The organism is Streptomyces angustmyceticus (assembly GCF_019933235.1).
Lineage (GTDB): Bacteria > Actinomycetota > Actinomycetes > Streptomycetales > Streptomycetaceae > Streptomyces > Streptomyces angustmyceticus.
In genome coordinates this window covers 369,082-394,370 of sequence record NZ_CP082945.1, presented here as the reverse complement: position 1 = coordinate 394,370, position 25,289 = coordinate 369,082, and the positions used below count along the sequence as shown (strand labels likewise).

The 25,289-nt window shown below is 74.9% G+C and carries 19 protein-coding genes; 8 read left to right on the top strand and 11 right to left on the bottom strand.

The annotated features are described in order from the left end of the window. Positions 1–167 precede the first annotated feature (167 nt). Positions 168–1,628 (top strand): SDR family NAD(P)-dependent oxidoreductase, encoded by a 1,461-nt coding sequence (locus tag K7396_RS01730; protein WP_086715137.1) that lies wholly within the window; start codon positions 168–170, stop codon positions 1,626–1,628. On the opposite strand, the gene K7396_RS01725 is transcribed toward K7396_RS01730, so the two are convergent. Both K7396_RS01725 and K7396_RS01720 read right to left on the bottom strand, forming a co-directional pair. Then, a complete protein-coding gene (locus tag K7396_RS01725) occupies positions 1,607–2,608 on the bottom strand; it encodes a LysR family transcriptional regulator (protein ID WP_086715135.1) in 1,002 nt (333 codons plus the stop codon). The two genes, K7396_RS01730 and K7396_RS01725, sit on opposite strands and share 22 nt — an antisense overlap. A gap of 173 nt (positions 2,609–2,781) precedes the next feature. After that, positions 2,782–4,809 carry a M3 family metallopeptidase gene (locus K7396_RS01720; RefSeq protein ID WP_086715133.1) on the bottom strand — a complete coding sequence of 676 codons (2,028 nt, stop codon included), beginning with the start codon at positions 4,807–4,809 and terminating at the stop codon, positions 2,782–2,784. Positions 4,810–5,050: 241 nt separating this feature from the next. Between K7396_RS01720 and K7396_RS01715 the strand changes: the two genes are divergently transcribed. After that, on the top strand, positions 5,051–5,488 hold the full coding sequence (locus K7396_RS01715) for a CBS domain-containing protein (RefSeq protein WP_086715131.1): 438 nt from the start codon (positions 5,051–5,053) through the stop codon (positions 5,486–5,488). Between the two features lie 174 nt (positions 5,489–5,662). Here K7396_RS01715 and K7396_RS01710 read toward each other — a convergent pair whose 3' ends face one another. After that, on the bottom strand, positions 5,663–6,295 hold the full coding sequence (locus K7396_RS01710; RefSeq protein ID WP_223659561.1) for a LysM peptidoglycan-binding domain-containing protein: 633 nt from the start codon (positions 6,293–6,295) through the stop codon (positions 5,663–5,665). Positions 6,296–6,917: 622 nt separating this feature from the next. Here K7396_RS01710 and K7396_RS01705 point away from each other — a divergent pair. After that, the gene (locus K7396_RS01705; protein ID WP_086715127.1) at positions 6,918–8,534 is read left to right on the top strand and encodes an FAD-dependent monooxygenase; all 1,617 of its coding nucleotides are present in this window, start codon (positions 6,918–6,920) and stop codon (positions 8,532–8,534) included. Between the two features lie 28 nt (positions 8,535–8,562). Here K7396_RS01705 and K7396_RS01700 read toward each other — a convergent pair whose 3' ends face one another. Then, positions 8,563–9,042: an EF-hand domain-containing protein gene (locus tag K7396_RS01700; protein ID WP_086715126.1), complete on the bottom strand. Its 480-nt coding sequence runs from the start codon at positions 9,040–9,042 to the stop codon at positions 8,563–8,565. Between the two features lie 337 nt (positions 9,043–9,379). On the opposite strand from K7396_RS01700, the gene K7396_RS01695 reads away from it, so the two are divergent. Together K7396_RS01695 and K7396_RS01690 are read left to right on the top strand one after the other, a co-directional pair. Further along, complete coding sequence (locus K7396_RS01695) at positions 9,380–9,802, top strand: hypothetical protein (protein WP_086715124.1); 423 nt, start codon at positions 9,380–9,382, stop codon at positions 9,800–9,802. Between the two features lie 142 nt (positions 9,803–9,944). After that, complete coding sequence (locus K7396_RS01690) at positions 9,945–10,676, top strand: L,D-transpeptidase family protein (RefSeq protein WP_086715122.1); 732 nt, start codon at positions 9,945–9,947, stop codon at positions 10,674–10,676. A 112-nt stretch (positions 10,677–10,788) separates the two neighbouring features. Here K7396_RS01690 and K7396_RS01685 read toward each other — a convergent pair whose 3' ends face one another. Together K7396_RS01685 and K7396_RS01680 are read right to left on the bottom strand one after the other, a co-directional pair. Further along, positions 10,789–11,202 carry a thiol-disulfide oxidoreductase DCC family protein gene (locus K7396_RS01685; RefSeq protein WP_086715120.1) on the bottom strand — a complete coding sequence of 138 codons (414 nt, stop codon included), beginning with the start codon at positions 11,200–11,202 and terminating at the stop codon, positions 10,789–10,791. Positions 11,203–11,380: 178 nt separating this feature from the next. Then, on the bottom strand, positions 11,381–11,884 hold the full coding sequence (locus K7396_RS01680; RefSeq protein ID WP_086715118.1) for a C40 family peptidase: 504 nt from the start codon (positions 11,882–11,884) through the stop codon (positions 11,381–11,383). A 244-nt stretch (positions 11,885–12,128) separates the two neighbouring features. On the opposite strand from K7396_RS01680, the gene K7396_RS01675 reads away from it, so the two are divergent. Together K7396_RS01675 and K7396_RS01670 are read left to right on the top strand one after the other, a co-directional pair. Next, a complete protein-coding gene (locus K7396_RS01675) occupies positions 12,129–12,926 on the top strand; it encodes an SDR family oxidoreductase (RefSeq protein WP_086715158.1) in 798 nt (265 codons plus the stop codon). Positions 12,927–12,969: 43 nt separating this feature from the next. Beyond that, positions 12,970–13,473: a metallophosphoesterase family protein gene (locus K7396_RS01670; protein WP_086715116.1), complete on the top strand. Its 504-nt coding sequence runs from the start codon at positions 12,970–12,972 to the stop codon at positions 13,471–13,473. Between the two features lie 29 nt (positions 13,474–13,502). Here K7396_RS01670 and K7396_RS01665 read toward each other — a convergent pair whose 3' ends face one another. Next, positions 13,503–14,009 (bottom strand): mycothiol transferase, encoded by a 507-nt coding sequence (locus K7396_RS01665; protein ID WP_086715114.1) that lies wholly within the window; start codon positions 14,007–14,009, stop codon positions 13,503–13,505. Positions 14,010–14,597: 588 nt separating this feature from the next. Here K7396_RS01665 and K7396_RS01660 point away from each other — a divergent pair. Beyond that, positions 14,598–15,200, top strand: coding sequence for a CAP domain-containing protein (locus tag K7396_RS01660; RefSeq protein ID WP_086715112.1), 603 nt, complete (start codon positions 14,598–14,600; stop codon positions 15,198–15,200). Between the two features lie 108 nt (positions 15,201–15,308). Here K7396_RS01660 and K7396_RS01655 read toward each other — a convergent pair whose 3' ends face one another. Genes K7396_RS01655 through K7396_RS01640 form a run of 4 tightly spaced genes read right to left on the bottom strand, consistent with a single transcriptional unit; the run spans position 15,309 to position 25,197 of the window. Beyond that, a complete protein-coding gene (locus tag K7396_RS01655; RefSeq protein WP_086715110.1) occupies positions 15,309–18,167 on the bottom strand; it encodes a condensation domain-containing protein in 2,859 nt (952 codons plus the stop codon). Then, a complete protein-coding gene (locus K7396_RS01650; RefSeq protein ID WP_086715108.1) occupies positions 18,157–20,091 on the bottom strand; it encodes a non-ribosomal peptide synthetase in 1,935 nt (644 codons plus the stop codon). Before K7396_RS01650 ends, K7396_RS01655 begins: the two co-directional genes overlap by 11 nt. 1 nt (position 20,092) lies before the next feature. Next, positions 20,093–22,012, bottom strand: a complete 1,920-nt coding sequence (locus tag K7396_RS01645; protein WP_152104224.1) for a non-ribosomal peptide synthetase — start codon at positions 22,010–22,012, stop codon at positions 20,093–20,095. Next, the gene (locus K7396_RS01640) at positions 22,009–25,197 is read right to left on the bottom strand and encodes a non-ribosomal peptide synthetase (RefSeq protein ID WP_152104225.1); all 3,189 of its coding nucleotides are present in this window, start codon (positions 25,195–25,197) and stop codon (positions 22,009–22,011) included. The genes K7396_RS01645 and K7396_RS01640 overlap by 4 nt, the downstream gene beginning before the upstream one ends. Positions 25,198–25,289 lie beyond the last annotated feature (92 nt).

Genomic DNA, 25,289 nt, shown 5'->3' with positions numbered 1-25,289 from the left:
GGCCCCTCCCCCGTGACCGGTGCGTCGCAACGCGCCGAGGGGGCGCCGCCGTGTCCCGGCGGGCGCGGGCGCCCCGGCCCGCCGGGTTTGGCACCGAAGCCCCCGTCTCATTACAGTTCCGCCGAAGTACGAATAGAACACACGATCCCAGGGAAGCGGCAGCGGCAATGACGGTGACCGAAACAGGCCGGGCCGAGGGCACGGGTATCGACGCGGAGCGGATGGCGGTCTGCCTGAGCGTGCTGGAGGAGCTCGACACGCTGCCCGTCGACCACCCGGACGCGATCACCATACGGCGCGCCACCGCCGGCATCTACCGCACGGTCAAGCAGCGCCGCCGGCAGGAGCGCCGGGCGGCCAAGACCGCCAACGACCGGGCCGTGACCGCGGCCACGGCCACCGGCGCGCCCGACCGGATCGACGACGAGACGCAGGGGCTGGCCCTCACCAGCTCGGTGACCACGGAGATCGCCGGCATCCTGGAGCGGCCCCGGTCCTGCTACACCTGCAAGAGCCGCTACGTCGAGGTCGACGCCTTCTACCACCAGCTCTGCCCGCCCTGCGCCAAGGAGAACCGGTCCCGCCGCGACGCCCGCACGGACCTCAGCGGCCGGCGCGCCCTGCTCACCGGCGGCCGGGCCAAGATCGGCATGTATATCGCCCTCCGCCTCCTGCGGGACGGCGCCCACACCACCATCACCACCCGCTTCCCCCATGACGCCATCCGCCGCTTCAAGGCGATGCCGGACAGCGCGGAGTGGCTGCACCGGCTGAAGATCGTCGGAATCGATCTCCGTGACCCGGCCCAGGTCATCGCGCTCGCCGACGCGGTGAGCGCCGAGGGCCCCCTCGACATCCTGATCAACAACGCCGCCCAGACCGTCCGCCGCTCTCCCGAGGCGTACGGGCAGCTGATCGACGCGGAGTCCGCCCCGCTGCCCGCCGGGGAGCTGCCCGCCTCGGTGACCCTCGGCCACTTCGGCAGCGGTGCCCCCGCCGCCCTCAGCGCCGCCTCCGCCGACCCCGGCGCGCTGACCGCCGAGGACATCACCGCCCTCGCCCTGACCACGGGCTCCGCCACCCCCGCCCGCATCGAGGCGGGCACCGCGATCGACGCCGGCGGCCTCGTACCGGACCTGCACCCGACCAACACCTGGATCCAGAAGGTGGACGAGGTCGACCCGGTCGAGCTGCTGGAAGTCCAGCTGTGCAACATGACCGCGCCCTTCCTGCTGGTGAGCAGGCTGCGCCCGGCGATGGCGGCGGCCGCGGCGCGCCGGAAGTACGTGGTCAACGTCTCCGCCATGGAGGGCCAGTTCAGCCGCGGCTACAAGGGCCCCGGCCACCCGCACACCAACATGGCCAAGGCGGCGCTGAACATGCTCACCCGGACCAGCGCCCGGGAAATGCTGGACGCCGACGGCATCCTCATGACGGCCGTGGACACCGGCTGGATCACCGACGAGCGCCCGCACCCCGACAAGATGCGCCTGGCCGCGGAGGGCTTCCACGCGCCCCTCGACCTGGTCGACGGAGCGGCCCGGGTGTACGACCCGATCGTCCGCGGCGAAGCGGGCGAGGACCTGTTCGGCTGCTTCCTGAAGGACTACGCGCCGGCGGCCTGGTGAGCGTGGCCGCCGGCCGCCGCGGGCCGGTCGCTCCCGGTCCGCGGTCCGGACGGTGACGGCCCGCCGGCTCCCGGCACGGGAAGGCTGGTCCGCAGCCGCTCCAGGAGGGCCCTGGCCGCGGGGCCGGCGGGCCCCTCCGTCCGCCAGGCCAGGGCGACCCGGCCGCGCGGCCGCGGGTCGGTGATCTCCAGCGTCCGCAGCCCGGCGGCCGCCGCCTCCGCCGCCGGCAGCGCCGGGACGACGGCCACCCCGAGACCACGGGCGGCGAGCCGCGCCAGCACCTGGGGGGCGGCCGCCTCGAAGGCGATCCGGGGCCGGAAACCGGCTCGGGCGCAGCAGCGTTCGAGCACCCCGCGCAGACCGGTACCGCGCGGCAGGCTGATCAACGGGCGGTCGCGGAGCGCGGCCAGCGGGACGGTCGTACGGCCGGCGTGCGCCGCCAGGAGGGCGTCGTCGGGGGCGACGGCGGCGACGAGCGGCTCGTCGACCACGATGCGGCAGGAGACGCCCGCCGGCGGTTCCTCGTCCGCGAGGCCGATCACCGCCAGGTCGAGGGCGCCGTCGTGCAGGGCGGCGAGCATCCGCTCGGACGTGTCCTCGGTGAGGGACATCTCGACCTGCGGGTGGGCGTCGTGGAAGTCGGCCAGCAGCGACGCCAGATCGAACCTGCGGGTGCTGGCGCCGGAGACCAGCCCGACCCGGACCCGGCCGCGCAGCAGCCCGCCGAACTCGTCCACGGTCTGCCGGATCTCCTCCACGGCGGCGAGCGCGGCCCGCGCGAACGGGAGGACGCTCGCGCCCACCTCCGTCAAGGTCACCGAACGGCCGGAGCGGTCCAGCAGCGGCTGCCCCAACTCCCTTTCCAACTGCCGGATCGGGGCGCTCACCCCCGGCTGCGCCAGATGCAGCCGGGCGGCCGCCCGGGTGAAGTTGGCCTCCTCCACCACCGCGACGAAGTACTGCAGCTGCCGAAGTTCCATAACTGCTGATCTTAGAGAGGGCGATCGCGAGCTCTCGGGGTGCGGGCGCGGGCGGCAAGTTCCCGGTCGGCAGAGGGAGTTCGGGTCCGCCGGTGGGATCGGTACCGTCGGTGCGCCGCCGGGCCGGATCCCGCCCGGTCCGGCGCCACGGTGGCCGCCCCCGCCGCCCGGGGTCAGCCGTCCAGTCCGTGGCGCGCCAGCAGCGGCGCGAGGTCCGGGTCCCGTCCGACCACCGCGCGGAACGCGTCGAGCGGGTCGACGCTGTTGCCCCGCGAGAGGAGTTCCCGGCGGAAGATCTCACCGCTCTCGCGGATCGTCCGGCCGTTCTCGCGGAACCAGCGCACGGTGTCGGCGTCCAGCACCTCGGCCCAGCGGTAGCCGTAGTACCCGGCCGCGTAGCCGCCGGCGAAGACATGGGAGAAGTAGCCGGTGCGGTAGCGCGGCGGGATCGCGGCCACCGCGAGCCCGTAACGCTCCAGCGCGGCCGCCTCGAACGCCGCCGCCCCGTCGGCGTCCGGCGCCTCGCCGTCGGCGAGGCTGTGCCAGGCCCAGTCCAGCACCGCGGCGGCCTGGTGCTCCACCATCCGGAAGCCCGCGCCGAAGGTCTCCGCCTCGCGCAGCCGGGCCGGCAGCTCGGGCGGCATCGGCTCGCCGGTGACGTGGTGGCGGGCGTAGTGCGCCAGCACCTCGGGCCAGTCCGCCCACACCTCGTTGACCTGGGAGGGGAACTCGACGAAGTCGCGCGGCACCCGCGCGCCCGACAGCAGCGGGTAGCGCACGTCGGAGAACAGGCCGTGCAGCGCGTGCCCGAACTCGTGGAACAGCGTGTTGACTTCGCTCCAGGTCAGCAGCACCGGCTCGCCCGCCGGGGGCTTGGCGACATTCAGGTTGTTGACCACCACCGGCTTGTCGCCGAGCAGACGGGACTGCGGCACCAGCGCGTCCATCCAGGCGCCGCCCCGCTTGGACTCCCGGGCGTGGAAGTCGCCGATGTACAGGCCGAGCGGGCTGCCGTCGGTGTCGTGCACCTCCCAGACGCGGGCGTCCGGGTGGTACGACACCAGGTCCGGACGCGCGGTGAAGGTGATCCCGTAGACCAGCCCGGCGGCATGGAAGACACCGTCGTGCAGCACGGCCTCCAGCTCCAGATAGGGCCGCAGCACCGACGCGTCGACCGCGAACCGCTCCTTGCGCACCCGCTCCGAGTAGTACTGCCAGTCCGCCGCGCCGACCTCCGGTACACCGGCCGCCTCGGCCAGCGCGGCGCCCTCCCGCGCGGCGTTGGCGGTGGCCGGGGCGACCAGCCGGCCGAGCAGGTCCTCGACGGCGTCGGTGGTGCCGGCGGTCCGGTCCGCGACCTCCCAGGCCGCGTGGCTGGGGTAGCCGAGCAGGGCGGCGCGCTCGGCGCGCAGGGCGGCCAGGGCGACGGCGACCGGTCCGTTGGTGTCGGCGCCGCGCCCGAGGGAGGCGGCGAGCAGGCGTGCGCGCAGCGCCGGGTCGTCCAGCGCGGCGAGTTCGGTCTGCTGGGAGAAGTTCTTGAGGTTGAGCACGAACTTGCCCTCGTGCCCCAGCGCCCGGGCGTTCGCCGCGGCGGCCGCGACCTGGTCGGCGGGCAGACCGGCCAGTTCCTCGGCGCTGTCCAGCACGAGCGCGGCGGCCGCGGTGGCCGCCCGGAGGTTCTGCCCGAACTCGGTGCTGCGGGCGGCGATCGCGGCGTTCAGCTCGCGCAGGCGCCGCTGCTGCTCCGGGGCGAGCCGCGCACCGGCCCGGACCCGGCTGGTGTGGTGGCGCTCCAGCAGCCGCAGCTGCTCCGCGTCGCAGCCGAGCTGCGCACGGCGCTCGAAGAGCGCGTCCAGCCGGGCGAACAGCGCGGAGTCGAGCAGCAGCGCATCGTCATGGGCGGCCAGCCGGGGAGCGATCTCGACCTCGATCGCCTGGATCTCCTCGTCGGTGTCCGTCGCCACCTTGTTGAAGAACACCCTGCACACCCGGCCCAGTACCGCGCCGCTGCGCTCCAGCGCCTCCACGGTGTTCTCGAAGGTCGCCGGCTCGGCGCAGGCGCCGATCGCCGCCACCTCGTCCAGTTGCTCGGCCATGCCGCGGGCGAAGGCGGGGCGGAAGTGCTCGGTGCGGATCCGCGCGAACGGCGGGATTCCGTAGGGCAGTTCACTCGGTTCGAAGAAAGGGTTCGACGTCGTCACAGGGTCCGACCCTACGCCCGGTGACGGCGTCCGGTCCGGCGGTCGCCGCAGGACAGCCCTTGTGGACGCGGGTAGTTGCCCTTCAGAACATCCGCCGCTGCCGGGAGGGGCAGCGCGCGCCCGCTCTTCGCGGGGCACCACCGCCGGGCCGTGTCCCCGGCCCGGCCCCGGTGAGCGTCGTGGGGCCATCCGTGATGTGATCGAAGCGAGGCAAATCACCACTCCTGAGACAGGAGGAATCATGGCCAGCAAGCTGCGAGCCCGCGACATCATGTCCGGCGGGGCGCGCTGTGTGGGTGCCCACGAATCGCTGATGGACGCGGCGAAGATGATGCGGGACCTGGACGTCGGCTGCCTGCCCATCTGCGGTGACAACAACCGGCTCATGGGCATGGTCACCGACCGCGACATCGTCGTCACCTGTTGCGCCGAAGGGGTCGATCCGGCGACGGTGCAGTCCGGTTCCATGGGGGGCGAGCTGCACTGGATCGACGCGGACGCGGACGCCTCCGAGGTCCTGCGCACCATGGAGGAGCACCACATCAAGCGCCTGCCGGTGATCGACGTCAAGGGCGGCCACCAGCTGGTGGGAATGATCACCGAGGCCAACCTCGCCAAGAACCTCAGCGACGCGGAGATCGCGGAGTTCGCCAACCGGGTGTACGCGACCGCCGGCTGACCCGGCCGACGCCGCGCCGCACGCGCATGCGGCGGGGAACGGGCGACGCCGGGCCGCCGGCACGGCCCGCGGTGGCCCGTCCCCTCCGACGGGCCACCGCGGCGTGACAGGGTGGAGCAGCACCGGAATTCACTCGGCGACGGGCCGGGGAATTCCGGGTATTTCCTTATGTGCTCAGTGGCCGCCGGAGTGCGGCACGGCCAGTCGCAGGCCGGGGAAAATCAGATGCGGATTCGCCCCGATCACCCGCCGGTTGAGCCGGTAGAATTCCCGCCAGCCGAGCCCGTGCGCGTACGCGATGCCGCTCAGCGTGTCACCGGAGTTGACCACGACCGGGCCGCCGGTACTCCGATGGCGCCCCACTTTGTAGCGCTTCTCATGGGACTGCGGATGGCGGGCCCGCGCCCGCGCCGACGGCGCGGCATGGCGCTGCGGTGCGGGGCGTGCGGCGGTCCGCCCGCTGCGGTGCGCGGTGGCCGAGTCGAGCCCCAGCGACGCCGAGCAGGCCGGCCAGGCCCCCCAGCCCTGCCGGGCCAGCACCCGCTCGGCCACCTGGATCTGCTGGGACCGGGTCGCCCGCGCCGCCCGTGACGCGTAGGCGCCGCCGCCGTAGGAGTGCCAGGTGGAGTGGGCGAACTGCAGCCCCCCGGAGAACCCGTTCCCCGTGTCGATACGCCAGTTCCCGCCGCTCTCGCAGCCCGCCAGGCGGTCCCAGACCCCGCCGGACCGGGCCTCGGCCGGCTGCCCGGACGCCAGGTTCAGCGTGCCGGCCGCGAGCAGGACGGCCGCTGCCGTGAAGCCCCGCACGCCATAGCCCCGGAATTCACCCCGGGCAGGCGATTTCGATGCCCGCGCACATTCCATGCCTCTACTCCCGTCGCTCGCCGCACAGTTTCCTGGCGGTTCTGCAGAAAACCTGGCGCGTTTTCGGCGTACGCGTTCGAACGGTGCACGAACCGCGATTTCCGGGCGGCGCCAGGAATTTGACGGGGAAGAGACAACCACGGCCCGAGTTCGCCTCGGCAGAGCGCGCGGGAGCGCCGTCGCCGCCGGGCCTGCCCCCTTGCCGTCCGCCCGCGGCCGTGCTTGTGCCGGGCACACCAGTTCAGACGGGCGGGGCGCACCCGCCGGGCCGACGGCGCCGCACACCCCCGTGGCCTGCGATCACCTGCCCGGCCCCGGGGTGTCCGCCGAGCGCAACCGGCGCACACGATGCATGCGCTGCGCAGGTCCGCATGCACCGCGCACGGGCATCCCGGCGGTGCAACGGCCCGTCCCACCCTGGTGCAACGGCGCATCGCACACGAGGGGGCGACGGGCGCGGGGAGAGGGGCCGGCGGCCGTGCGAGGCGGGCGCTCGCGCGAAATGGACAGGCATCGGGCGCTGTGGTGCATTGGAGACAGGGGCGTCGTCGCCCGGGAGGCAGCCGTGGCCGATGTGGATGTCCTGGTCGTGGGGGCGGGCCCGGTGGGACTGACCATGGCCTGCGAGCTGCGGCGCCGAGGAGTGCGCTGCCGTCTCATCGACCGGCTGCCCGCACCGCAGCCGTTCGCCAAGGCCGTGGGCATCCAGCCCAGGACGTTGGAGATCTGGGACCGCATGGGCATCGTCCGGGAGGCCCTGGAGGCCGCGGTCCCGCTCCGGGGCCAGTTGCTGTACGTCAACGGTGTCCAGCAGGCGCGGATCGAGCTGACCCTGCCGCCGGATGTGCCGTACCGCTTCGCCGCCCTTCCGCAGAACGACACCGAGCGCCTCCTCGAAGGGGCGCTCACGCGCTGGGGAGGCCGGGTCGAACGGGGCACCGAGCTGCTGGGTTTCGCGCAGGACGCGGGCGGGGTCCGGGCCCGGCTCGCCCTGCCCACCGGAGAACAGGAGGGCACGAGCGCCGAGTTCCTCGTCGGATGCGACGGTGCCCACAGCGTCGTCCGCACGACCCTGGGGCTCGGCTTCGCGGGAGGCGCCTTCCCCGAGGAGTACATGCTGGGCGATGTCGAGGTCGACTGGGACCTGCCGCCGGGCTACGCGGTCCGGTCCCTGCACCGGAGCGAAGGGCGCACCGACGACCTGCTGGTGTGCATTCCGCTGCCCGGCCGCCGGCGCTACCGGATGTCCATGCTCGTTCCGCCCGCACTCTCCCGAAGGCCCCAACGGCCCGACGAAGAAGGCGTGTTGCACGGACTGGAGGACGGTCCTGCGCCCGGCCTCGCCGACATCCAGACCGTCCTGGACCGGCTCGCGCCCCGGCCCGCCACCGCCACCGCCCTGCGCTGGTCCTCGGTCTTCCGCATCAGCCACCGCCTGGTGGACCGCTACGGCGAGGGCCGGGTGTTCGTCGCGGGGGACGCCGCCCACATCCACCCGCCCACCGGCGCCCAGGGCATGAACACCGGTATCCAGGACGCCTGCAACCTGGCCTGGAAGCTGGCCATGGCGGTGCGCGCGACCGCGAGCGAGGGGCTGCTGTCCAGCTACCACGCCGAGCGCCGCCCCGTGGGCGAGGAGGTGGTGCAGCGCACGGTCCGGCATGCCGGCGAGGGCGTCCCGGCGGACCCGGACGACCCGTCGACCCTCATCCGGCGCGAGGCCCAGCTCCTCGTCGGATACCGGGGCAGCCCGATCGTCGGCACGGACCACCCGCCCCGGCAGGGCCCGGCCCCGGGCGACCGCGCCCCCGACTGCGGCGGCCTCCGCTACGACCTCGCCGCCTTCCCGTCCCGCCTGTTCGACGTGCTGCGCGGCGACGAGCACACCCTGCTGCTCTATGCGGACGGCGAGGACCAGCTGACGTCGTTCGCCGGCGTGGCGGACGCGGCGCGCGCCAGGGCGCACGGGCAGCTGGCCGTCCGGGTGATCGTCGCCCCGGGGCTCCGGACGGACGGCCTGCCGCTGCCCGTCGTCCTCGACGGCCGGGACGCGTTCCGGCAGAGCTACGGCGCCCACGGCGGCGAGGGATTCCTCATCCGCCCCGACGGCTACCTGGGCCTGCGCCCCGCCCTGGCGGGCGACCCGGAGCTGTTGGCGCAGCTCGCGCTGACGTTCCGGTGAGCGGTCGGCGCCGCCGGCGGCGCTTCGCTCACGGGGCCTGCCAGGCTTCGAGCTTCAGCCGTCCGTCGCCGTCCTGGTCCAGTGCCCGGAACGCCGCCTCCGCCTGGGCGGCCGAGTACCCCGCCGCGCGGTGCACGGCCGTGAAGTCCGCCAGGCTGACCACGCCGTCCCCGTCGGTATCGGCCAGGGCGACGGTCGCGGCGATCGACGGCCCCACGACCCTGCCGAGCATGCCCGTCGTGCCGGCCCGTGTGAACGCCGCGACGAACTGTTCCCGGTCCAGGCGGCCCGCGGTGTCCACCTCCGCCAGGGCGGCGAGCTCCTCGAAGGTGTTGCGCATCCCCGCCTGCAGGGCCCGCGCCTTGGCGGACCCCTCCGGTTCGCCCACCGCCGCCGTCAGGACGCGCGCCCGCTCGGTGAAGTCGTCCGCGGTCAGGTAGCCGTCGCCGTCGGTGTCGTACAGGGAGAAGCGCTGCTCGTACTCGGCGCGCAGGGCATCGGGGATCATGCGTCGTCCCTTCCGGAAGGGGGCTCCCGGCGGAGCCCGGGGAGGCGGCCGGGCGCGGGGGCCGCACCCATTCGCCATGAGCACACTAAGTGGCCGCGTGAGTGCGGAGGGTCAGTGAGGGGTGGTGTGTCAGGGGGTGCGCCCTCGGGAGGTGGCGGCGGATTCCGGACGGAGGACCGCGCCGGCCGGACGGGCCGGCGAAAGCGTGTGCGGATTCGTGGGAGAGGTCACGTAAGATCCGGATTCACCATGAAGAGCTGTCGCAGTCACCCGTACGAGCGGATATGTCTCCTCCGCATTCGACCGGGGTGACCGCGCAGGGGGGGAAGGAAACTCCATGAAGTCATCCCGTCTCCGGCGCCGCCTCGCCGGTAGCGCAGCCGTCGCCGCCCTGGTCGGCGCGGGCATCCTGGCCGCCGCGCCGTCCGCGGTGGCCAAGGCCAACGTCCTGGCCATCGGCCAGGTCGCCCTGCAGTCACCGGGCCTGCAGGTGAAGGTCACCTACTCCTGCGACCCCGGCATGAACCACCAGCTGGTCGCCAACGCGGCCAAGCAGGCCGGCCATGACGGGTCGGTCGCCGCGGGCACCGTCAAGAAGGACAAGCTCACCTGTGACGCCAACAGCCACACCGCGCAGGTCGCCCTGCGCCCGGCCGCCGGCTCCTCCTTCGGCAAGGGCGACAAGGTGAAGATCGCGGTCTTCTACTTCGACGAGGACGGGTTCAGCTACGCCCGGCAGGAGGCCGCGGTGGTGCTGTAGGCGCGGCCGCGGCCCCGGCCGGCCCGGATCATTCCGGCCGGCCGGGGCCTGTCCGGCCCGGTCGCTCCGTGGCACGGCCCGTCAGATATTTCGGGTCGGTCACGCATGCAACCGACGGGTCGGACAAACGGTCCTACGGGGCATGAAAAGACAACTGAACCTGCGGATACCGGGGTCCGGCGCCGGCCGCCGGGCGGGCGCGGCGCTCGCCCTCACCGCGCTGACCCTTCCGCTGACGGTGGCCTTCGGCTCCACGGCCCAGGCCGCCTCCGCGTCGTCCTGCACCGCGAGCCGCGGCCCGTACCAGAAGCAGGCCGAGAAGTTCCTCGGGCTCCCGGTGGACGGCCGGCAGTCGGCGTCGGACTGCCGGGCGATCCGTGCCTTCCAGACCAGCCACGGCATCACCCCGAACATCGGCTACGCCGGCCCGGTCACCTGGCGGGTGATGAGCCTGGTGGCCCAGCAGAAGGCCGCCGGGAACAACCCCAACAAGGCACACAAGTGCCCCACCACCAAGGGCCGGATCGCCTGCGTCGACCTGACCCGCCAGCTCAGCTGGATCCAGGACGGCTCGAAGCTGGTGTTCGGGCCGGTCCCGATCCGCAGCGGGCGCGACGGGTACGAGACCCGCACCGGCGCCAAGAAGATCTACTGGCGCCATCTGCACCATGTGTCGACGCTGTACCACGTGGCCATGCCGTACAGCCAGTTCTTCGACGGCGGCCAGGCCTTCCACTCCATCAGCGGCAGCGTCTGGTCGGCCCCCGGCTCGCACGGCTGCGTCAACATGCGCACCAACGACGCCAAGAAGTACTGGTCCCTGCTCAAGAACGGCGACGACGTCTACGTCTACGGCCGCAAGTCCGGTACCTGAGCCACCCGGGGCGGGCCGGGAGACGCCGCGGCGGAGGGGAGCGCCCGAGGGCGGAACGCCACCGGGCGCCGTGCCGCGCGCGAGGGGACCGGCCCCGTCCGGCCGGGCCGCGCTACGACGGCTGCCGGCTGCTCCGGGCGGAGGACGGCAGCGCACAGGCCGCCGTACCGCCCGGCAGCCGGTGACGGTTGCGCGCGATGAGGCGGTACGCCGCGTGGGCCACCCAGCGCACGGGCGGGAGGGTGAGCAGCGCCCCCACCACCGGCCATCCGCCGCGCGAACTCATCAGCAGTCTGGCGACGGCCTGGGCGCCGCCGTACACGGAACCGGCGGGGGTCACCCACAGCACCTCGTGTTCGGCGCGCCGCCGGTCGACGCCGAGGCGGGCGAGGTCGGCGAACTGCCAGGGGGTCGCTTCGCAGCGCGGCCGCAGCCGTCGCTCCGCGAACCGGACCGAGGACGTGCAGAAGGCGCAGTCGCCGTCATAGACGAGGACGGGTTGCCGCCGTGTCGTCCGTCGCCGCATCGTGCCGCCCCCTTCGCGCCGGTGCCGAGTCCGGCGGCCCTCATGATAAGTGACCCGCCTTGGCGAGGGCGGCGGGCGGGGCGGCTCCGTACCCGGTGACAGGCCCGGCGGCCCCGTTTCCGGGGAAGCGCCGCCGGGCGAGGAGGTACCCGTGCCCGGACCGTGCCGGGCGGCCGGGTCAGGGAGCCAGCAGGCGGTACAGCGCCATCGGCGTCACATAGCCGGGCCAGCGGCCGTCGGCGAACAGGTGCACGCCGCCGTCCAGATAGCACTGGTCGACGAGCTGGGAACAGATCATGTGCCGGGTGCTGGCGACGTAGCGGCGCAGCCCGGGAACGGGCAGGCGGAAGCGGTGCGTGGCGATCGCCAGGTAGTCGAGGAAGCTGTAGGGGACTCCGGCGTAGCCGGTGGCGGCCGCGCAGATGTCGGTGCGCTGCCGCTCGGTGAGGTGGTCCGGGCAGACGTAGAGCACGTCCGCGTCGGCGTAGGCGGCCAGGGGGGTGATGCGGGCGCCGCCGGGCTCCGCCTCCAGCAGTTGGTCGCCGGGGAGGACCAGGAAGGCGTGTTCGTAGTCGGCGAAGCCGTCTTTGTTGATCCACTGTCCGACGCGGATCAGCGTGCCGGTGACGCCGGAGATGCGGGTGAGTCCGATGTCGCCCGGCAGGGGATGGGTGTGCTTCATGAGCAGCTCCCAGAGCCAGAAAAAAGGGGGGTTCCCGTGGGTAATACCCGTTGTCCGGGCCTCCGCACCGCGCCGCGCGGGGGCAGGCGCCGGCGTAGACGGGGCACGGGCCCGGAGGGCGGATGGCGCAGGGGGCGGGAGAGCGGACGCCCGGCGGGGTACGGGTCCCCGGACCGGGCCGCGGCCGCCGCGCGCCGCAGGAGCGAGCAGGAGGAGCGGGACGATGGGCAGCTCGGAACACCCCATGACGGAGCGTCAGGACCCATCCGGGGCAGCCGGCGGCGCGGACCCCGGGGCGCTGTCGGGGTGTGTGGCGCTGGTGACCGGCGCCTCCAGCGGTATCGGCGCGGCCGCCGCCCTGGCACTGGCCCGGGAGGGCTGCGCGCTCGCACTGGTCGCGCGCCGGACCGAACGGCTGGAGCGGCTCACGGGAACCATCGGCGAACGGGGCGGCCGTGCCGTCGCCCTGACGGCCGATCTGGGGGAGGCGGCACAGGCGCCACGGGTCGTCGAGGAGGCCGTCGGGCACTACGGACGGCTGGACATCCTGCTGAACAACGCGGGCTTCGGCGCGCGCGGCGCGGCCGAGGACAGCGACCCCGAGGACTGGGACCGGATGGTCGACCTCAACCTCAGGGCGGTGCTGCGGATGTCGCACGCCGCCCTCCCGCATCTGCTGCGTGCGGCGCACGACGGGCCGCGCGGCGTGGCCGACCTGGTGACCGTCAGCTCGGTCGCCGGCCGGGTGCCCCGCAAGGACAACAGCGTCTACTCGGCCACCAAGCACGCGGTGTGCTCCTTCAGCGAGGCGCTGCGCCAGGAGGTGACCGGACGCCAGGTCCGGGTCGGACTCGTCGAACCGGGCATGACCGCGACCGAGATGACACGCGGCGGCAGCCAGGCCGGAGCCGCCCACGGACTGCCCCCGGAGGTCTGGCTGCGGGCCGAGGACATCGCCCGCGTCATCGCCTTCATGGTCACGCGGCCGCCGCACATGGCGGTCAACGAGATCGCCGTGCGGCCGACCGCCCAGGAACGCTGACCGGCGCGCCCGCGTCCGGGACGCCCACCCGAGGAGAGACCCCGTGCGACTGCTGCTCGTCTCCGACACCCATCTGCCCCGGCGCGCCAAGGCGCTGCCGCCCCAGCTGCTCGACGAGGTGCCCCGGGCGGACGTCGTCGTGCACGCCGGCGACTGGGTCGACACCGCCACGCTCGATCTGCTGGCGGCCCGCGCCCGGCGGCTGATCGGGGTGTACGGCAACAACGACGGCCCGGAACTGCGGGCCCGGCTGCCCGAGGTGGCGTACGCGGAACTGGCCGGGGTCCGGCTGGGCGTGGTGCACGAGACCGGCCCCGCGCAAGGGCGGGAGCGCCGGTGCGCGGAGCGCTTCCCCGGCCTCGACGTGCTGGTCTTCGGGCACAGCCACATCCCCTGGGACTCCACGGCGCACGGCGGGCTGCGCCTGCTGAACCCGGGGTCGCCGACCGACCGCCGCCGGCAGCCGTACTGCACCTATATGACGGCACGGCTCGCGGCGGGCCGGCTCGCCGCGGTGGAGCTGCACCGCCTGCCCCGCGGCGGATGAGGCCGCGGTGACGGGGCGCGGTCCGGCTCTCAGCGCCCGAGCAGACCGCGGACGTAGGCGGCCTGGCCGGCGTGCTGCAGATCGTCCGCGACCACGCTGACCAGGCGCACCCCCAGGGTGACGGGCGGCGTCCAGGCACGGTCGACGACCCGCTTCATGTCCTTGTCGTCGACCCCGGCGAGGTACTGCACGGTGTTGTCGTGGACGGCGCCGTGATAGCCGGTCAGCAGCTGTGCGCTCAGACCGCCGACGGCCGCGACGTCCTTGCCGGTGTGGCCGTAGCCGGTGTCGTCGGCGGGGAAGGGGAGCCCGAAGCGGTCGTACCAGCCGTCCGCCGTCCAGACCTGCTCGGTGCCGGCGACCCCGGCGAGGTGGTCGTCCTGGATCCTGGTGAGGTGCCAGACCAGCCAGGCGATCGAGTTGGCGTCGTCGGGGCGGGTGCCGAGCTCGTCGGGGTCGAGCCCGGTGACGACGTCCTCGACGACCTCACGGATACGTCCGAAGGCATCGACGAGCAGATCCGTGCTGGCGTTCATGCAGGGCTCCTTTGCGGCGACGGAGGTCTTCGCGGAAGGTCCGCGGATACCGGTACCGAGGGGCCGGGGTGTCGCGCCCCGGTGGCGGTCGGGCACCCGGAGGGCGTCGGCCCCGGCAGCCCGCCCATGGTCGCAAGCCGGCCGCGGTATTCGGCGCTGGGCAGGCCGGGAGGAGGGAATTTCCCGGAATCCCCCGTGGTCGCGCGATTGCGTACGGTGGATGTGTCCGGGCGGCGGCGGGCGCCGCGGCCGGTGCGGAAGAGAAGCCGCCGCCGGGAAAGAGCCGGGGCGTGCGGGGGAAGTCGGTGCCGGAACTGGTCCGGTATGTCGAAGAATCCCGCCGCCGATGCCGAATGCCCGAGCAGGGTGGTATCGACAGCTGATGCCCCCCTGATTTCCCAGCTCACGGCGGAGATTGTTGCTGAGCGACGGCCCGCGGGGGCGCCATGTTCCGTTCTCTTGTTACGGTAATCCGGCTCCTGGGAGCGCCCCTTCGCACGACCGGTTTCTTCTCCGGTGAAGGGATGGCGCGTTGAATGCGACGTGCCCTCTCCCGGGTATCTCCCCCCACGCATGGAGAATATTTAGTTGAATACGAAATACTCGTCCACGCCTGCACGCGGCTCCCGTGGTACCCCTCCGCAGCGGGTCCGCAGGGTTCCTCCTGCCATCGTTGTCTCGGCCGGTGCGCTCATCGGCGCGCTCGCCGTGCTCTCCTCCCAGGACGACGCGAAGGCGACCGAGTACACGGGGTCCCCGGATCAGGCCCCCGCCGCGTCCGCCGCCGAGAGCCCCACCTCCCGGCCCGACGCACCGCGGGCCGACCACGACCGGGCCGAGGCGCTCCGGCTCGTCAACGAGGCCCGCGCGGAGCACGGTTGCGAGCCCCTGCGACGCGACGCGCGCCTGGCGGAGGCCGCCCGGCGGCACAGCCGGGACCTGGCCGCCCGCCGCTCCTCCGCCCACCGTGCCGCGGACGGCGCCGAGTCCGGCGCAGCGGCCCCCGCGGACCACGACGCCCGGGCGGAGAACGCCGGGGCCACGGAGCCCGAGCACGCCGTCGACGCCTGGATGGCCAGCCCCGAGCACCGGGCCGACCTCCTCAACTGCTCCTTTCACACCACCGGCGTGGGCGTCGCCTTCGACGGGAAGCACCGGGCGTACTGGACCCAGGACCTCGCCCGCTCATAGACCGCCGCCGCCCGGCACGGCCCGCTCGGGCCGCGCCGGACGGCGGAGGGGAGAGCACCCGGTGGCCGGGGGGCCGCCGGGCGCTTCCGCCCTGGCGTGCCACGCCGTTCAGTGCGCCGCCGGGTCGACCATCGAGGCCAGCACGGCGCGCCAGTCCTCGCCCGGCAGTGCCCGCAGGGCCGGGGCCAGCCGGTCGGCGCGGTAGTGCCAGCGGTGATCGAGGTCCGGGTGGACCTCGTCCGTCTCGTGGATCTCGCTGTCGCTGCCGAGCAGTTCGGTCAGCCCGCCGGCGAGGTCGCGCCAGGACAGGTGCCCGCTCACGGCGTTGGCGACGCCGTGCACGGGGGAGTCCAGCGCGGACACCACGGCCCGGGCCAGCGCCGCGGCATGCACCCACGCCGCGCCGTACCACGCGTGACCGCCCGTCCCCGGCCGCGGCAGACCGATCGGCCGCCCCTCCTGTGCCGCCTGGTAGAGGATGCCGGTCGCGCCCCAGCGCAACTGGTCCCGCAGCCGCTGGTGCGCCCCCCAGACCAGCGGGGAACGGACGGCGCTCGCGCCGCCCCGGCCCCCGTCGCCGGCCGCGCGCAGCAGCAGCCCTTCGCAGTCGGCCTTCGCCTGCCCGTACCCGCTCAGCGGCTGCCGGGGCGCGGACTCCTCCGCCACCCACTCGCCGGCCGGGTGCCCGTAGGCGTCCACACTGCTGACGAAGACGAACGGGCCGCGCGACCAGGCGTCGACCATCGCGATCATCGCCGCCACATCGACGTCGGGACGGGTGAAGGTGCAGGCCGCGTGGAGGACGGCGTCGGCGCTGTCGACGGCCTTGCGCAGCCCGTCCAGATCGGTGAGGTCGCCCTCGATGACGTCCACGCCCTCCGCGGCGACCAGGTGTGCCGACTCCGGGCGGGCCAGCGCGAGTACCGGACGCCCCCGGGCGGCCAGTTCGCGCAGCACGAACGCACCGACACCGCCGGTGCCGCCGGTGACCAGGACCGTGCCCTCGCGCGAGCGCCGCGGCCGGGAGCGGGTGGCCGACGGCGCGGCGACGCGCTCCGCCTCCCGTGCCTCCAGCAGGGCGGTGACCGCGCGCGGGGTGCGGGCCTGCATGATGTCCAGGCCGGTCAGGGGCAGTTTCAGCGCCTGGCGCAGCCGCTCGGCGAGCTGCACGGCGACCAGCGAGTGGCCGCCGAGGAGGAAGAAGTCGTCGTCCGGTCCGGGCGCGTGGCCCAGGAGGGCGGTGAACCCTTCGGTCACGGCGTCGGCGTGCGCCCCCTCCGGCGCGGGTGCCGCGGGGAAGCCGGGCAGCCGGGCCGGGTCGGCCGCGCCGTCGGCCGTGCGCGGCAGGGTGTCCAGCAGGGTCACCGCGGCGGGCACCAGCTCCGGGGCCAACTCCGTGCGCAGCAGGGAGCGGAGCTGGGCGGGTGACGGGCCATCGATGCCGCGCAGCACGGCATAGGCGAGCAGCGGGCCGCCGGCCGGCGCGACCACGGCGGCTTCGGCCACCTCAGGGTGCGCCCGCAGCAGCACCTCGGCCGGGTGCCCGCCGGCCTCCTCCCGGGGCGCGGGCGGCGCACCGGGCAGCCGGGACAGCCGGAGAGCGGGCTCGTCCGCCACTGCGGTGAGCAGGGCGGCGTAGTGCGTGCCGAGCGCGGCCGCCGCCTCCTCGTCGAGCGCGGTGCGGCTGTACTGGACAAGGCCGGCGGGGGCGTCGGTGTCCACCAGGCCGAAGGAGAGGTCGAACTTGGCCTCGGCGGTGCCGACCTCGACGTACTCGTCCGTCAGCCCCGGCAGCCGCAGCGTGGCGGGCTCGCCCAGGACGTCCGCGGTCGCCCGGACCAGCCCGGTGCCGTCCGTGTCGCGGGCGGCGGCGCCGAGGCGCTCCAGGATGAGGTCGAAGGGCACCTCGCGGCGCTGCTGAGCCTCCAGCAGCGCGTCCCGTACGCGCGCCACCAGCGTGCTGAAGGACGGGTCGCCCGCGGTGTCCACCCGGACCGGGAGGGTGTTGACGCAGAGCCCCACCAGACCGCGCATGTCGGCGCCCTGCCGGTGGGTGCCGGCGACCCCGATCACCAGGTCGTCCTGGCCGGTGAACCGGTTGAGCGCGGCGAAGGACGCGGCGAGCGCCACCGTGAACAGGGTGGCCCGGTGCTCTCGGCCCAGCGCGCGCAGGGCGGCCGGCACCCGCGGGTCGAGCGGAACGGTCCGGGTGCCGGCCGGGCGGGTGCCGGTGTCGGCGGGCGGCTGCGCGGGGCGCGGCAGGCGCAGCGGGGAGAGACCTTCGAGGCGGCCGGCCCAATGGGCGAGGCCCTGTCCGAGGCGGTCGGCGGCCGCCTGCTCGCGGCGGGCGAAGTCCGCGTACTGCGGCGGCTCGGGCCGCTCCTCGGCGGCGGAGCCCCCGGCGGCTGCCGCGTAGTCACGGGCCAGTTCCCCGGCGACGGTGTCCAACGAGGATCCGTCGATGGTGATGTGATGAAACGTCAGCAAAACGGTGTGGTCCTGCTCGCCGTGCCGCAGGACCAGGGCGCGCGGAAGGGGGCCGGCGGCCAGGTCGAAGGGACGGCGCGCCTCCTCGGCCAGCAGCGCGTCGGAGTCGTCCGGGACCGCGTCCACGACCCGCGGCGCGACCGTCTCCGGAGCCGGCAGCACCTCCTGGTACGGCTCGCCGTCCCGCTGCCCGTACCGGGTGCGCAGGATCTCGTGGCGGCCCACCAGCGCCGTCAGTGCGGCGGCCAGCGCGGCGAGGTCGAGCGGTCCGCGCAGCCGGGTGGCGAAGGGCACGCTGTACGAGGCGTCGCCGTGCCCCAGCCGGTCCATCAGCCACATCCGGCGCTGGGCGTGCGAGAGCGGCGCGGGCCCCTGCGGGACGGGTGCGGGAGCCGCGGCGGCGGGGCGCCCGGCACGGGAGCGCGCCCGGCGCAGCAACTCCTCCTGGAGCGCCGCGGCGGAGGGGGTGTCAGTGGCCATCGGTGTCCTCCGGGGCGCCGGGGTGCAGATCGCTGTGCGCGGCGAGGAGCGCGCGCTCGACCAGCGCGGCGTGCCCCGCCACCGTGGGGGCGGCGAAGAAGTCGGCGAGCGTCAGCTCGACGCCGAGCTCCTCGCGCAGGTCGTCGGTGACCGCGAGCGCGAGCAGCGAATGCCCGCCCAGCGCGAGGAAGTCGGCGTCCGGACGCGTGACCTCACGGCCCAGCGACCGGCTCCAGACCTCGGCCACGGCCTGCTCCAGCGGACCCAGCGGCCCGGCCGGCGCGTCCGGCCCGTCCGCGGTGACGAGGTCGGTCAGCGCGCGGCGGTCGACCTTCCCCGAGGAGTTGAGCGGCAGCGCGTCGACCACCCGCACCTCGTCGGGGACGAGATGGGCGGGAAGCACGGCGGCGAGCCGGTCCCGCAGGGCGTCGGGGCGGGGCACCGGTCCCGGCGCGGCCACGACGAAGGCGGCCAGGCGGGCGTCGTCGGGGGAGGGACGGTGCACGGCCACCGCCGCGTCCGCCACCTCGGACTGCTCCCGCAGGGCGTGTTCGATCTCCGCGGGCTCGATCCGGAAGCCACGGATCTTCACCTGGTCGTCCGTCCGCCCGTGGAAGTCCAGGGTGCCGTCGGGACGCCGGGAGACCAGGTCGCCGGAGCGGTAGAGGCGCCCCAGTTCGGGGTGGTCGCTGAAGCGCTCGGCGGTCAGCTCCGGCTGCCCGGTGTAGCCGTGCGCCAGCCGGCTGCCGCCGATCCACAGTTCGCCCACCTCCCCGTACGGGACCGGCCGGCCGGCGTCGTCCAGCAGGTGCACGGTCGCCCCGGCGATCGGCCGGCCGATGGGCACCTGGCCGTCGCAGTCGGCGAGGGTGACGCGGTGGGCCGTGGTGAAGGTCGTCGCCTCCGTCGGCCCGTAGCCGTTGACCAGTTCCAGCCAGGGGAAGGCCTGGAGCACCTCGCGGGCGTGGTGCGCGGACAGCGCTTCACCGCCCACGACCACCGTGCGCAGCTGCGCGAAGATCCGCGAGCGGCGGCCGGCCAGCTGGTGGAAGAGCGCGGTGGTGAAGAAGGCGACGGTCACGCCGTGGCGCTCCACCTGCCGGGCCAGGTCCTCGAACGAGGGCCGCTCGGTGGTGGACACCACCACGGCGGCCCCGTTGGTCAGGGCTCCCCACACCTCGAACGTCGAGGCGTCGAAGGTCATCGGCGAGTGGAAGAGCACCCGGTCGCGGGAGGTGAGGGTGAGGTACGCCGGGTCGCAGACCAGCTCGGCGATCGCCCGGTGCGGGATGGCCACGCCCTTGGGCCGGCCGGTCGAGCCCGAGGTGAACATGATGAACGCCGCGGCGTCCGGCGCGAGTTCGACGCCGGGCGGGTTCCCGCCGTCCACCAGCGGCTCACCGGGCAGCGCGAGCGTGGCACCGGTCAGGGCCGCCGATTCGAGGAGCTTGCCGTCGCCGACGGTCAGCGTGGCGCCCGCGTCGGCGGCCAGCGCCTCGGAACGCGCGCGCGGATGGGCCGGATCGAGCGGGACGCACACCGCGCCCGCCCACCACAGGGCGAGCTGGGCGACGACCGTACGGGCGGAGCGCGGCATCAGCAGCGCCACCGAGTCGCCCCGGCGCACACCGTGTTCGCGCAGGTGGGCGGCGAGCGCCCGCGCCGAGGAGACGAGCTGGGCGTAGGTGAGCGTGGTGTCGCCGTCCGCCACGGCCAGGGCCTGCGGGGTCCGCGCGGCGTGCCAGGCCACCAGGGCCGCGGGACCGGCCGCGGCCGCGGGCCGTGCGGCGGCCGCGGGCCGTGTGGCGGTCGCGGCGGCCGCGGTGCGGTCACCGGACGCGGTACGGCCGCCTTGCGGGGTGCCTTCGGTGGGCACGGGGCCTTCCTTCCGGGTGTCGGGGGAGAGCGGGCTCAGGGTGGTCATCTCAGGCTCCCGCCGGCTGCCGGGCGGCGCGGGTGTCGACGAGCAGCGCCACCGCGCGCAGGTCCGGCTGGCGCAGCAGCTCGGGGGCGCGCAGCCGGATACCGCTCTCCTTCTCGATGACGGTCAGCAGCCGGGCGGCGAGCAGCGAGGTGCCGCCGGACCCGGTGAAGCTGTCCGCCAGCGAGAGCGCGGGCCGGGCCAGCAGGTCGCGCACGGCGCTCAGCACCAGCCGCTCGCCGGGGGTGGCGTCGGCCGGCAGGCCGCCGCCGTCCGCGGGGGCGCCGGCCGGGCCGGCCCCGTCGCCGGCCGCCGCCCGCCGGGTCAGCTCGGCCCGGTCCACCTTGCCGTTGGCGTCCAGAGGGAAGGAGTCCACGATCCGTACGTCCGAGGGCACCGCCTGCTCCGGCAGCCAGCCGCGTACGGCGGGCAGCAGCGCGTCCGCGGTGAGCACCGCCCCGGGCGCCGACCGGACGTACGCCACCAGGCGGGGGCGTCCTTCGGCGGTGCGCGGCGCGGTGACGACGGCGCCGAGCACCGCAGGGTCCTTCTCGAACGCGGCCTCCACCTCGGCCGGTTCGATCCGGACTCCGCTGATCTTGACCTGGTCGTCGAGGCGGCCGAGGAACTCCAGCTCCCCGTCGTCCGCCATCCGCACCCGGTCCCCGGTGCGGTACAGGCGCGCCACCTCCGGCAGGTCCAGGCCCTCCGGCACGGCGCGGAAGCGGCGCGCGTTCAGCTCGGGGTCGAGGTAGCCGAGCGCCAGGGCGCCACCGCCGATGAGGAGTTCGCCCTCGGTGCCCCGGGAGACGGGCCGGCCGTCCGGGTCGGCGACGACCACGGTGACGCCCGGCAGGGGACGGCCGATCGGCGGCGCGGCGCCGGTGCCCGCCGCGGCGTCCGAGTCCCGCATGGTGTGGACGGTGGAGACCACGGTGGCCTCGGCCGGGCCGTAGGCGTTGTGGACCGTGGTGGTCACGTCCTTGCCGGGCCGGCGGCGCATCCGGTCACCGCCCACGAACAGATGACGTAGCGTCAGATCCTGCGGCCAGGGCCGCTCCAGCAGCGGCTCCACCATCGGGGTGGCCGCGACGCCCACCGACACCGCGGACGTGCGCCACCAGTCGGCCAGCACCATCGGGTCCCAGCGGACCTCGTCCGGCGCGGGCACCAGCGCCGCCCCGGACGTCAGCCCGGCCCACAGCTCCAGCAGATGGGGGTCGAACGCGACGCCGATCAGCAGGGACTGCCGGTCGCCGGGGCCCACACCGCTCGTGGTGCGGTACCAGTCCAGCACCGCGGCGAGCGCGGGCTCGCCGACGGCCACCGCCTTGGGGCGGCCGGTGGAACCGGAGGTCAGCACGGCGTAGAACGCCCCGGAGGGCGCGGAGCGGGCCGTGTCGCCGGACGGGGCGAACGCCGCCACCACCGTGGCGGTGGCGTTGGCGCCCTCGCCGGGCAGCGCCAGCGGCAGGTGCTCGGCCGACCGGTGCCGGGGCGGCAGGACCCCGGGGTCGCCGATCAGGCAGACGACGTCGAGATCCTCGGTGACGGCCTCGGTGCGGCGCTCGCCGGGACGCGGGCCCATCGGCAGGTAGACGGCGCCGATCCGGGCGAGCGCGACGGCGGTCACCACCAGCGCGGCCGAACGGTCGAGGCAGACACCGACCAGGTCCCCGGGCCCGACCCGGCCGCGCAGCGCCCCCGCGACCTCGTCGGCGGCGGCGTCGATGGCCCCGTACGTCCAGCGGTGGGCACCGTCGACCACCGCGGGGGCCTCGGGCGAGCGCCGGGCCCACTCCTCGAAGCGGGAGAGCACCCCGCTCGTCCCCTCGGCGGCCGGGGCCTCGGTACGGGCGATGCTGAGCGGCGCTGCGGCGGACGTGGTCGGGGCCGCCGTCGTGGCGGTCATCGGCTGGGTCATCGGGACTCCGTCACAGTGGTCGAGGCGGCGGGGGCGGGCACGGCGGGGGTGCCGACGGCCGTGAGCGCGGTGGCCTGGTCGGCCAGCACCGGGTTCTGGAACAGCAGCCGCAGCGGCGGGCGCTGCCCCAGCCGCGGTTCGAGCCAGGCCGCCAGCTGCGCGGCGAGCAGCGAGTGGCCGCCGGACCGGAAGAAGTCCGAGGCCGCGTCGAAGCGGGCGTGGCCCAGCGCCTCCCGCCAGCCCTCGGCGAGCAGCTCCGTCATCGGGTCGGACGGCAGCGCGGCGGGCGCGTCCCCGCTCTCCTCGACGGGGGCGGCCGGCTCCAGCGCGACGGCCCGGCGGGTCAGCGCGGCGCGGTCCGGCTTGCCCCCGGCCAGCCGCGGCATGGTGTCGAGCGCCGCCCAGCGCCCGGGGACCAGGGCGCTCGGCAGCCGGCGGCTCAACTCCGTGTGCAGCGCCTGCTCGTCCCACGGCGCACCGTCGTCCGCGCTCTCCAGGAAGCCGACCAGCCGGGGGCCGCCCGCGGCGTCCCGGTCCAGGACCACGGCGCACGACCGGCCGCCGAGCGCGGCCGAGGCGGCGGCCTCCACCTCCTCCAGCTCGATGCGGTAGCCGCGCAGTTTGACCTGGTGGTCGCGTCGTCCCAGGAAGTACAGCAGCCCGTCGCGGCCGCGGTAGCCGAGGTCACCGGTGAGGTAGACCCGCTCGCCGCCGAGGGCCTCGATGTCGAGGAAGCGGGCGGCGGTGGTCTCCGGGTTGCCGACGTAACCCTCGGCCAGCCCGGCCCCGGCGATGGCCAGTTCACCGACCGCGCCGTCCGGCAGCGGCCGGTGGTGCGCGTCCAGCACATGGACCCGCTCGCCGGGCAGCTCGGTGCCCAGGGGGATCTCCGCACCGTCGACGAGGCCGTCCCGGGTGATCTCGTGGACGGTCGTGCTGACGGCGGCCTCGGTGACGCCGTAGACGTTGAGCACGGTGCTGTCGCTCTCCGCCAGGTACGCCCGCATCACGTCCGCCGGAAGGCGCTCGCCGCCGAGCACCAGCAGCCGCGGCGCCCACTGCCCGTCGCGCAGCACCGGCCGCATCTCCTCGCGGGTGGCGAGGAAGTAACTGGTCGGCAGGTTGGCCACCGAGACCCGGGCGGAGACCAGCAGCGCGGCCAGCTCGGCGCCGGTCGGCACCTCGCGCTCGGGCACCACCAGGCACGCCCCGGCGTACAGCGACGGCAGCATTTCTTCGAGGGCCACGTCGAACGACGGCTGGGCGAACAGCAGCACCCGGTCGCCCGGGCCCAGCCCGAACGCCTCGGCGGCGCCCGTCAGATGGTTCACCAGCGCCGCACGGCCGACGGCGACCGGCTTGGGAACGCCCGTCGAGCCGGAGGTGTGGATGATGTAGGCGGCACCGGGCACGGCCTCGGCCGCCCGCGCCGCCGGCAGGACCGGGGCGTCGACGGTGGCCGCCGGCAGCCCGTCGGGAAGCGTGACGGGGGCGTCCGCCGAGGTCAGCACCAGCGCCGGACCCAGCCGGCCCAGCAGCAGCTCCAGACGGGCCGCCGGGTCGGACGGCGACAGCGGGCAGTACACCGCCCCGGTCCGCAGACAGGCCAGCAGCGCCACGACCGTGTCGGCGCCGCGGGGCAGCACGGCCGCCACCGGCTGACCGGCGCTCACCCCCGCCGCCCGCATCCGCTCGGCCAGCGAGGTGACCCGGGCGTCGAGGTCGCCGTAGGTGATCCGGCGGGCGCCGATGAGCAGCGCGGGCAGGGACGCGTCGTGCGCGGTGGCCGGGTCCAGCGGATCGTGTGCGAAGGCCGGCGGCGCGGCGGCCGGGAGGGCCGGCGGTGCGGCCGGCGGCGCCAGGTCCGCGAGGGCGGCGCCGGGGGCGTCGAGGTAGGCGCGCAGCAGGTCCAGGAAACGCTCGGCGAGCAGCTTCGCCACGTCCTCGCCGAACATGTCGGCGTCGTAGTCCCAGACCAGGGTCATCCCCGCCGCGCCGTGCCGCAGGCTGACCCCGCGCCGGTCGTCCGGGAGCAGCACCACGTCCAGGTCGAAGCGGGTGGTGCCGGTGTTGAAGCCCTCGAACAGGGTGATGTCCAGGCCGGGGACGTCGATCTCGGGCAGCTCGGCGTCGTGGGCGCTGAACATCACGCTGAACAGCGGGTTGTCGGCGCCGGAGGTGTGCAGGCCGAGCGTGCGGGTCAGCTCCTGGATCGGCACCTCCTGGTGCGGCAGCGCACGGATGAGGGTGTCGGTCACCTCGTCCATGGTCTCCTCGGCCGGGGCGGCCGGGTCCAGGTGGAGCGCGAGCGGGATGGTGTTGACGAACATGCCCACCGCGCCCTCGAAGCCGCGCGGGCGGTTGCCGACCGCGGTGCCGATCACCATCTGCGAGCGACCGCTGTGCCGGCGCAGCAGTTCGGCGAAGAGCCCCAGCAGCGTGGCGAACGGCGTCAGCCCGCGCTCACGGGCATGGGCGCGCAGCGCCTCCGCCAGGTCCGCGCCGATCGACTGCCGCAGCTGGCCGCCGTGGTGCCGGCGCCGGGAGCCGGGCCGGGTCAGACCGGGCAGCGGCATGTCGTAGGACATGTCGCGCAGTTCACCGGCCCAGAACTCCAGGCTGTCGCGCCGCTCCCCGCCCTCCTCGGCCCGGGCGCCCGCCCGGACGTGGTCGGCGTACGAGGGCGCGGGCGCGAGCTCCACCGGCTCGCCCAGGACGTGGCCCCGGTAGACGCTGAACACGTCGCGCAGCAGGATCGCGAACGAGTGGCCGTCGTGGATCAGGTGGTGCTCGACATGGACGAGCCGGTGCCGCTCCTCCCCGAGCCGGACCAGCGTCCAGCGCAGCAGCGGCGCCTCGAAGGTGTCGAGCGGGGTCTCCGCCTCGGTGCGCAGCAGCTCCTGGAACGCGGCCTCCGGGTCCGCCTCCCCGCTCAGGTCCACCGTGTGCAGCCGCGGCGCGCAGCTCTCGGCGACCCGCTGACCGGGCATTGCCCCGTCGACGGCGACGAGTTCCAGCCGCAGACCGGGGTGCCGGTCGAGCGTGGCGGCCAGGCCGCGGCGCAGCGCCTCGGTGTCGAGCGTGCCCCACAGGTCGAGTGCGGCGGTGAAGTTGTAGGCGCGGCTGCCCGGTTGCACCTGTTCGTGCAGCCAGACGATCTCCTGCGAGGAGGAGAGCGGAAGCATGGGCGGTCCCTGAGGTTGTCGGGGCGGGTTTCTCCGGCCGGGGCATGGTCGGGCCCGGCCTGTGGGGTGGCAGGAACCGGCCGTGGATCGCG

Coding starts and splice junctions, on each gene's coding strand:
- K7396_RS01695 (WP_086715124.1), top strand. CDS start 9,380: ATGAAGTCATCCCGTCTCCGGCGCCGCCTCGCCGGTAGCGCAGCCGTC.
- K7396_RS01645 (WP_152104224.1), bottom strand. CDS start 22,012: ATGACCCAGCCGATGACCGCCACGACGGCGGCCCCGACCACGTCCGCC.
- K7396_RS01655 (WP_086715110.1), bottom strand. CDS start 18,167: ATGGCCACTGACACCCCCTCCGCCGCGGCGCTCCAGGAGGAGTTGCTG.
- K7396_RS01685 (WP_086715120.1), bottom strand. CDS start 11,202: ATGCGGCGACGGACGACACGGCGGCAACCCGTCCTCGTCTATGACGGC.
- K7396_RS01700 (WP_086715126.1), bottom strand. CDS start 9,042: ATGATCCCCGATGCCCTGCGCGCCGAGTACGAGCAGCGCTTCTCCCTG.
- K7396_RS01675 (WP_086715158.1), top strand. CDS start 12,129: ATGACGGAGCGTCAGGACCCATCCGGGGCAGCCGGCGGCGCGGACCCC.
- K7396_RS01650 (WP_086715108.1), bottom strand. CDS start 20,091: ATGACCACCCTGAGCCCGCTCTCCCCCGACACCCGGAAGGAAGGCCCC.
- K7396_RS01725 (WP_086715135.1), bottom strand. CDS start 2,608: ATGGAACTTCGGCAGCTGCAGTACTTCGTCGCGGTGGTGGAGGAGGCC.
- K7396_RS01680 (WP_086715118.1), bottom strand. CDS start 11,884: ATGAAGCACACCCATCCCCTGCCGGGCGACATCGGACTCACCCGCATC.
- K7396_RS01715 (WP_086715131.1), top strand. CDS start 5,051: ATGGCCAGCAAGCTGCGAGCCCGCGACATCATGTCCGGCGGGGCGCGC.
- K7396_RS01690 (WP_086715122.1), top strand. CDS start 9,945: ATGAAAAGACAACTGAACCTGCGGATACCGGGGTCCGGCGCCGGCCGC.
- K7396_RS01665 (WP_086715114.1), bottom strand. CDS start 14,009: ATGAACGCCAGCACGGATCTGCTCGTCGATGCCTTCGGACGTATCCGT.
- K7396_RS01640 (WP_152104225.1), bottom strand. CDS start 25,197: ATGCTTCCGCTCTCCTCCTCGCAGGAGATCGTCTGGCTGCACGAACAG.
- K7396_RS01730 (WP_086715137.1), top strand. CDS start 168: ATGACGGTGACCGAAACAGGCCGGGCCGAGGGCACGGGTATCGACGCG.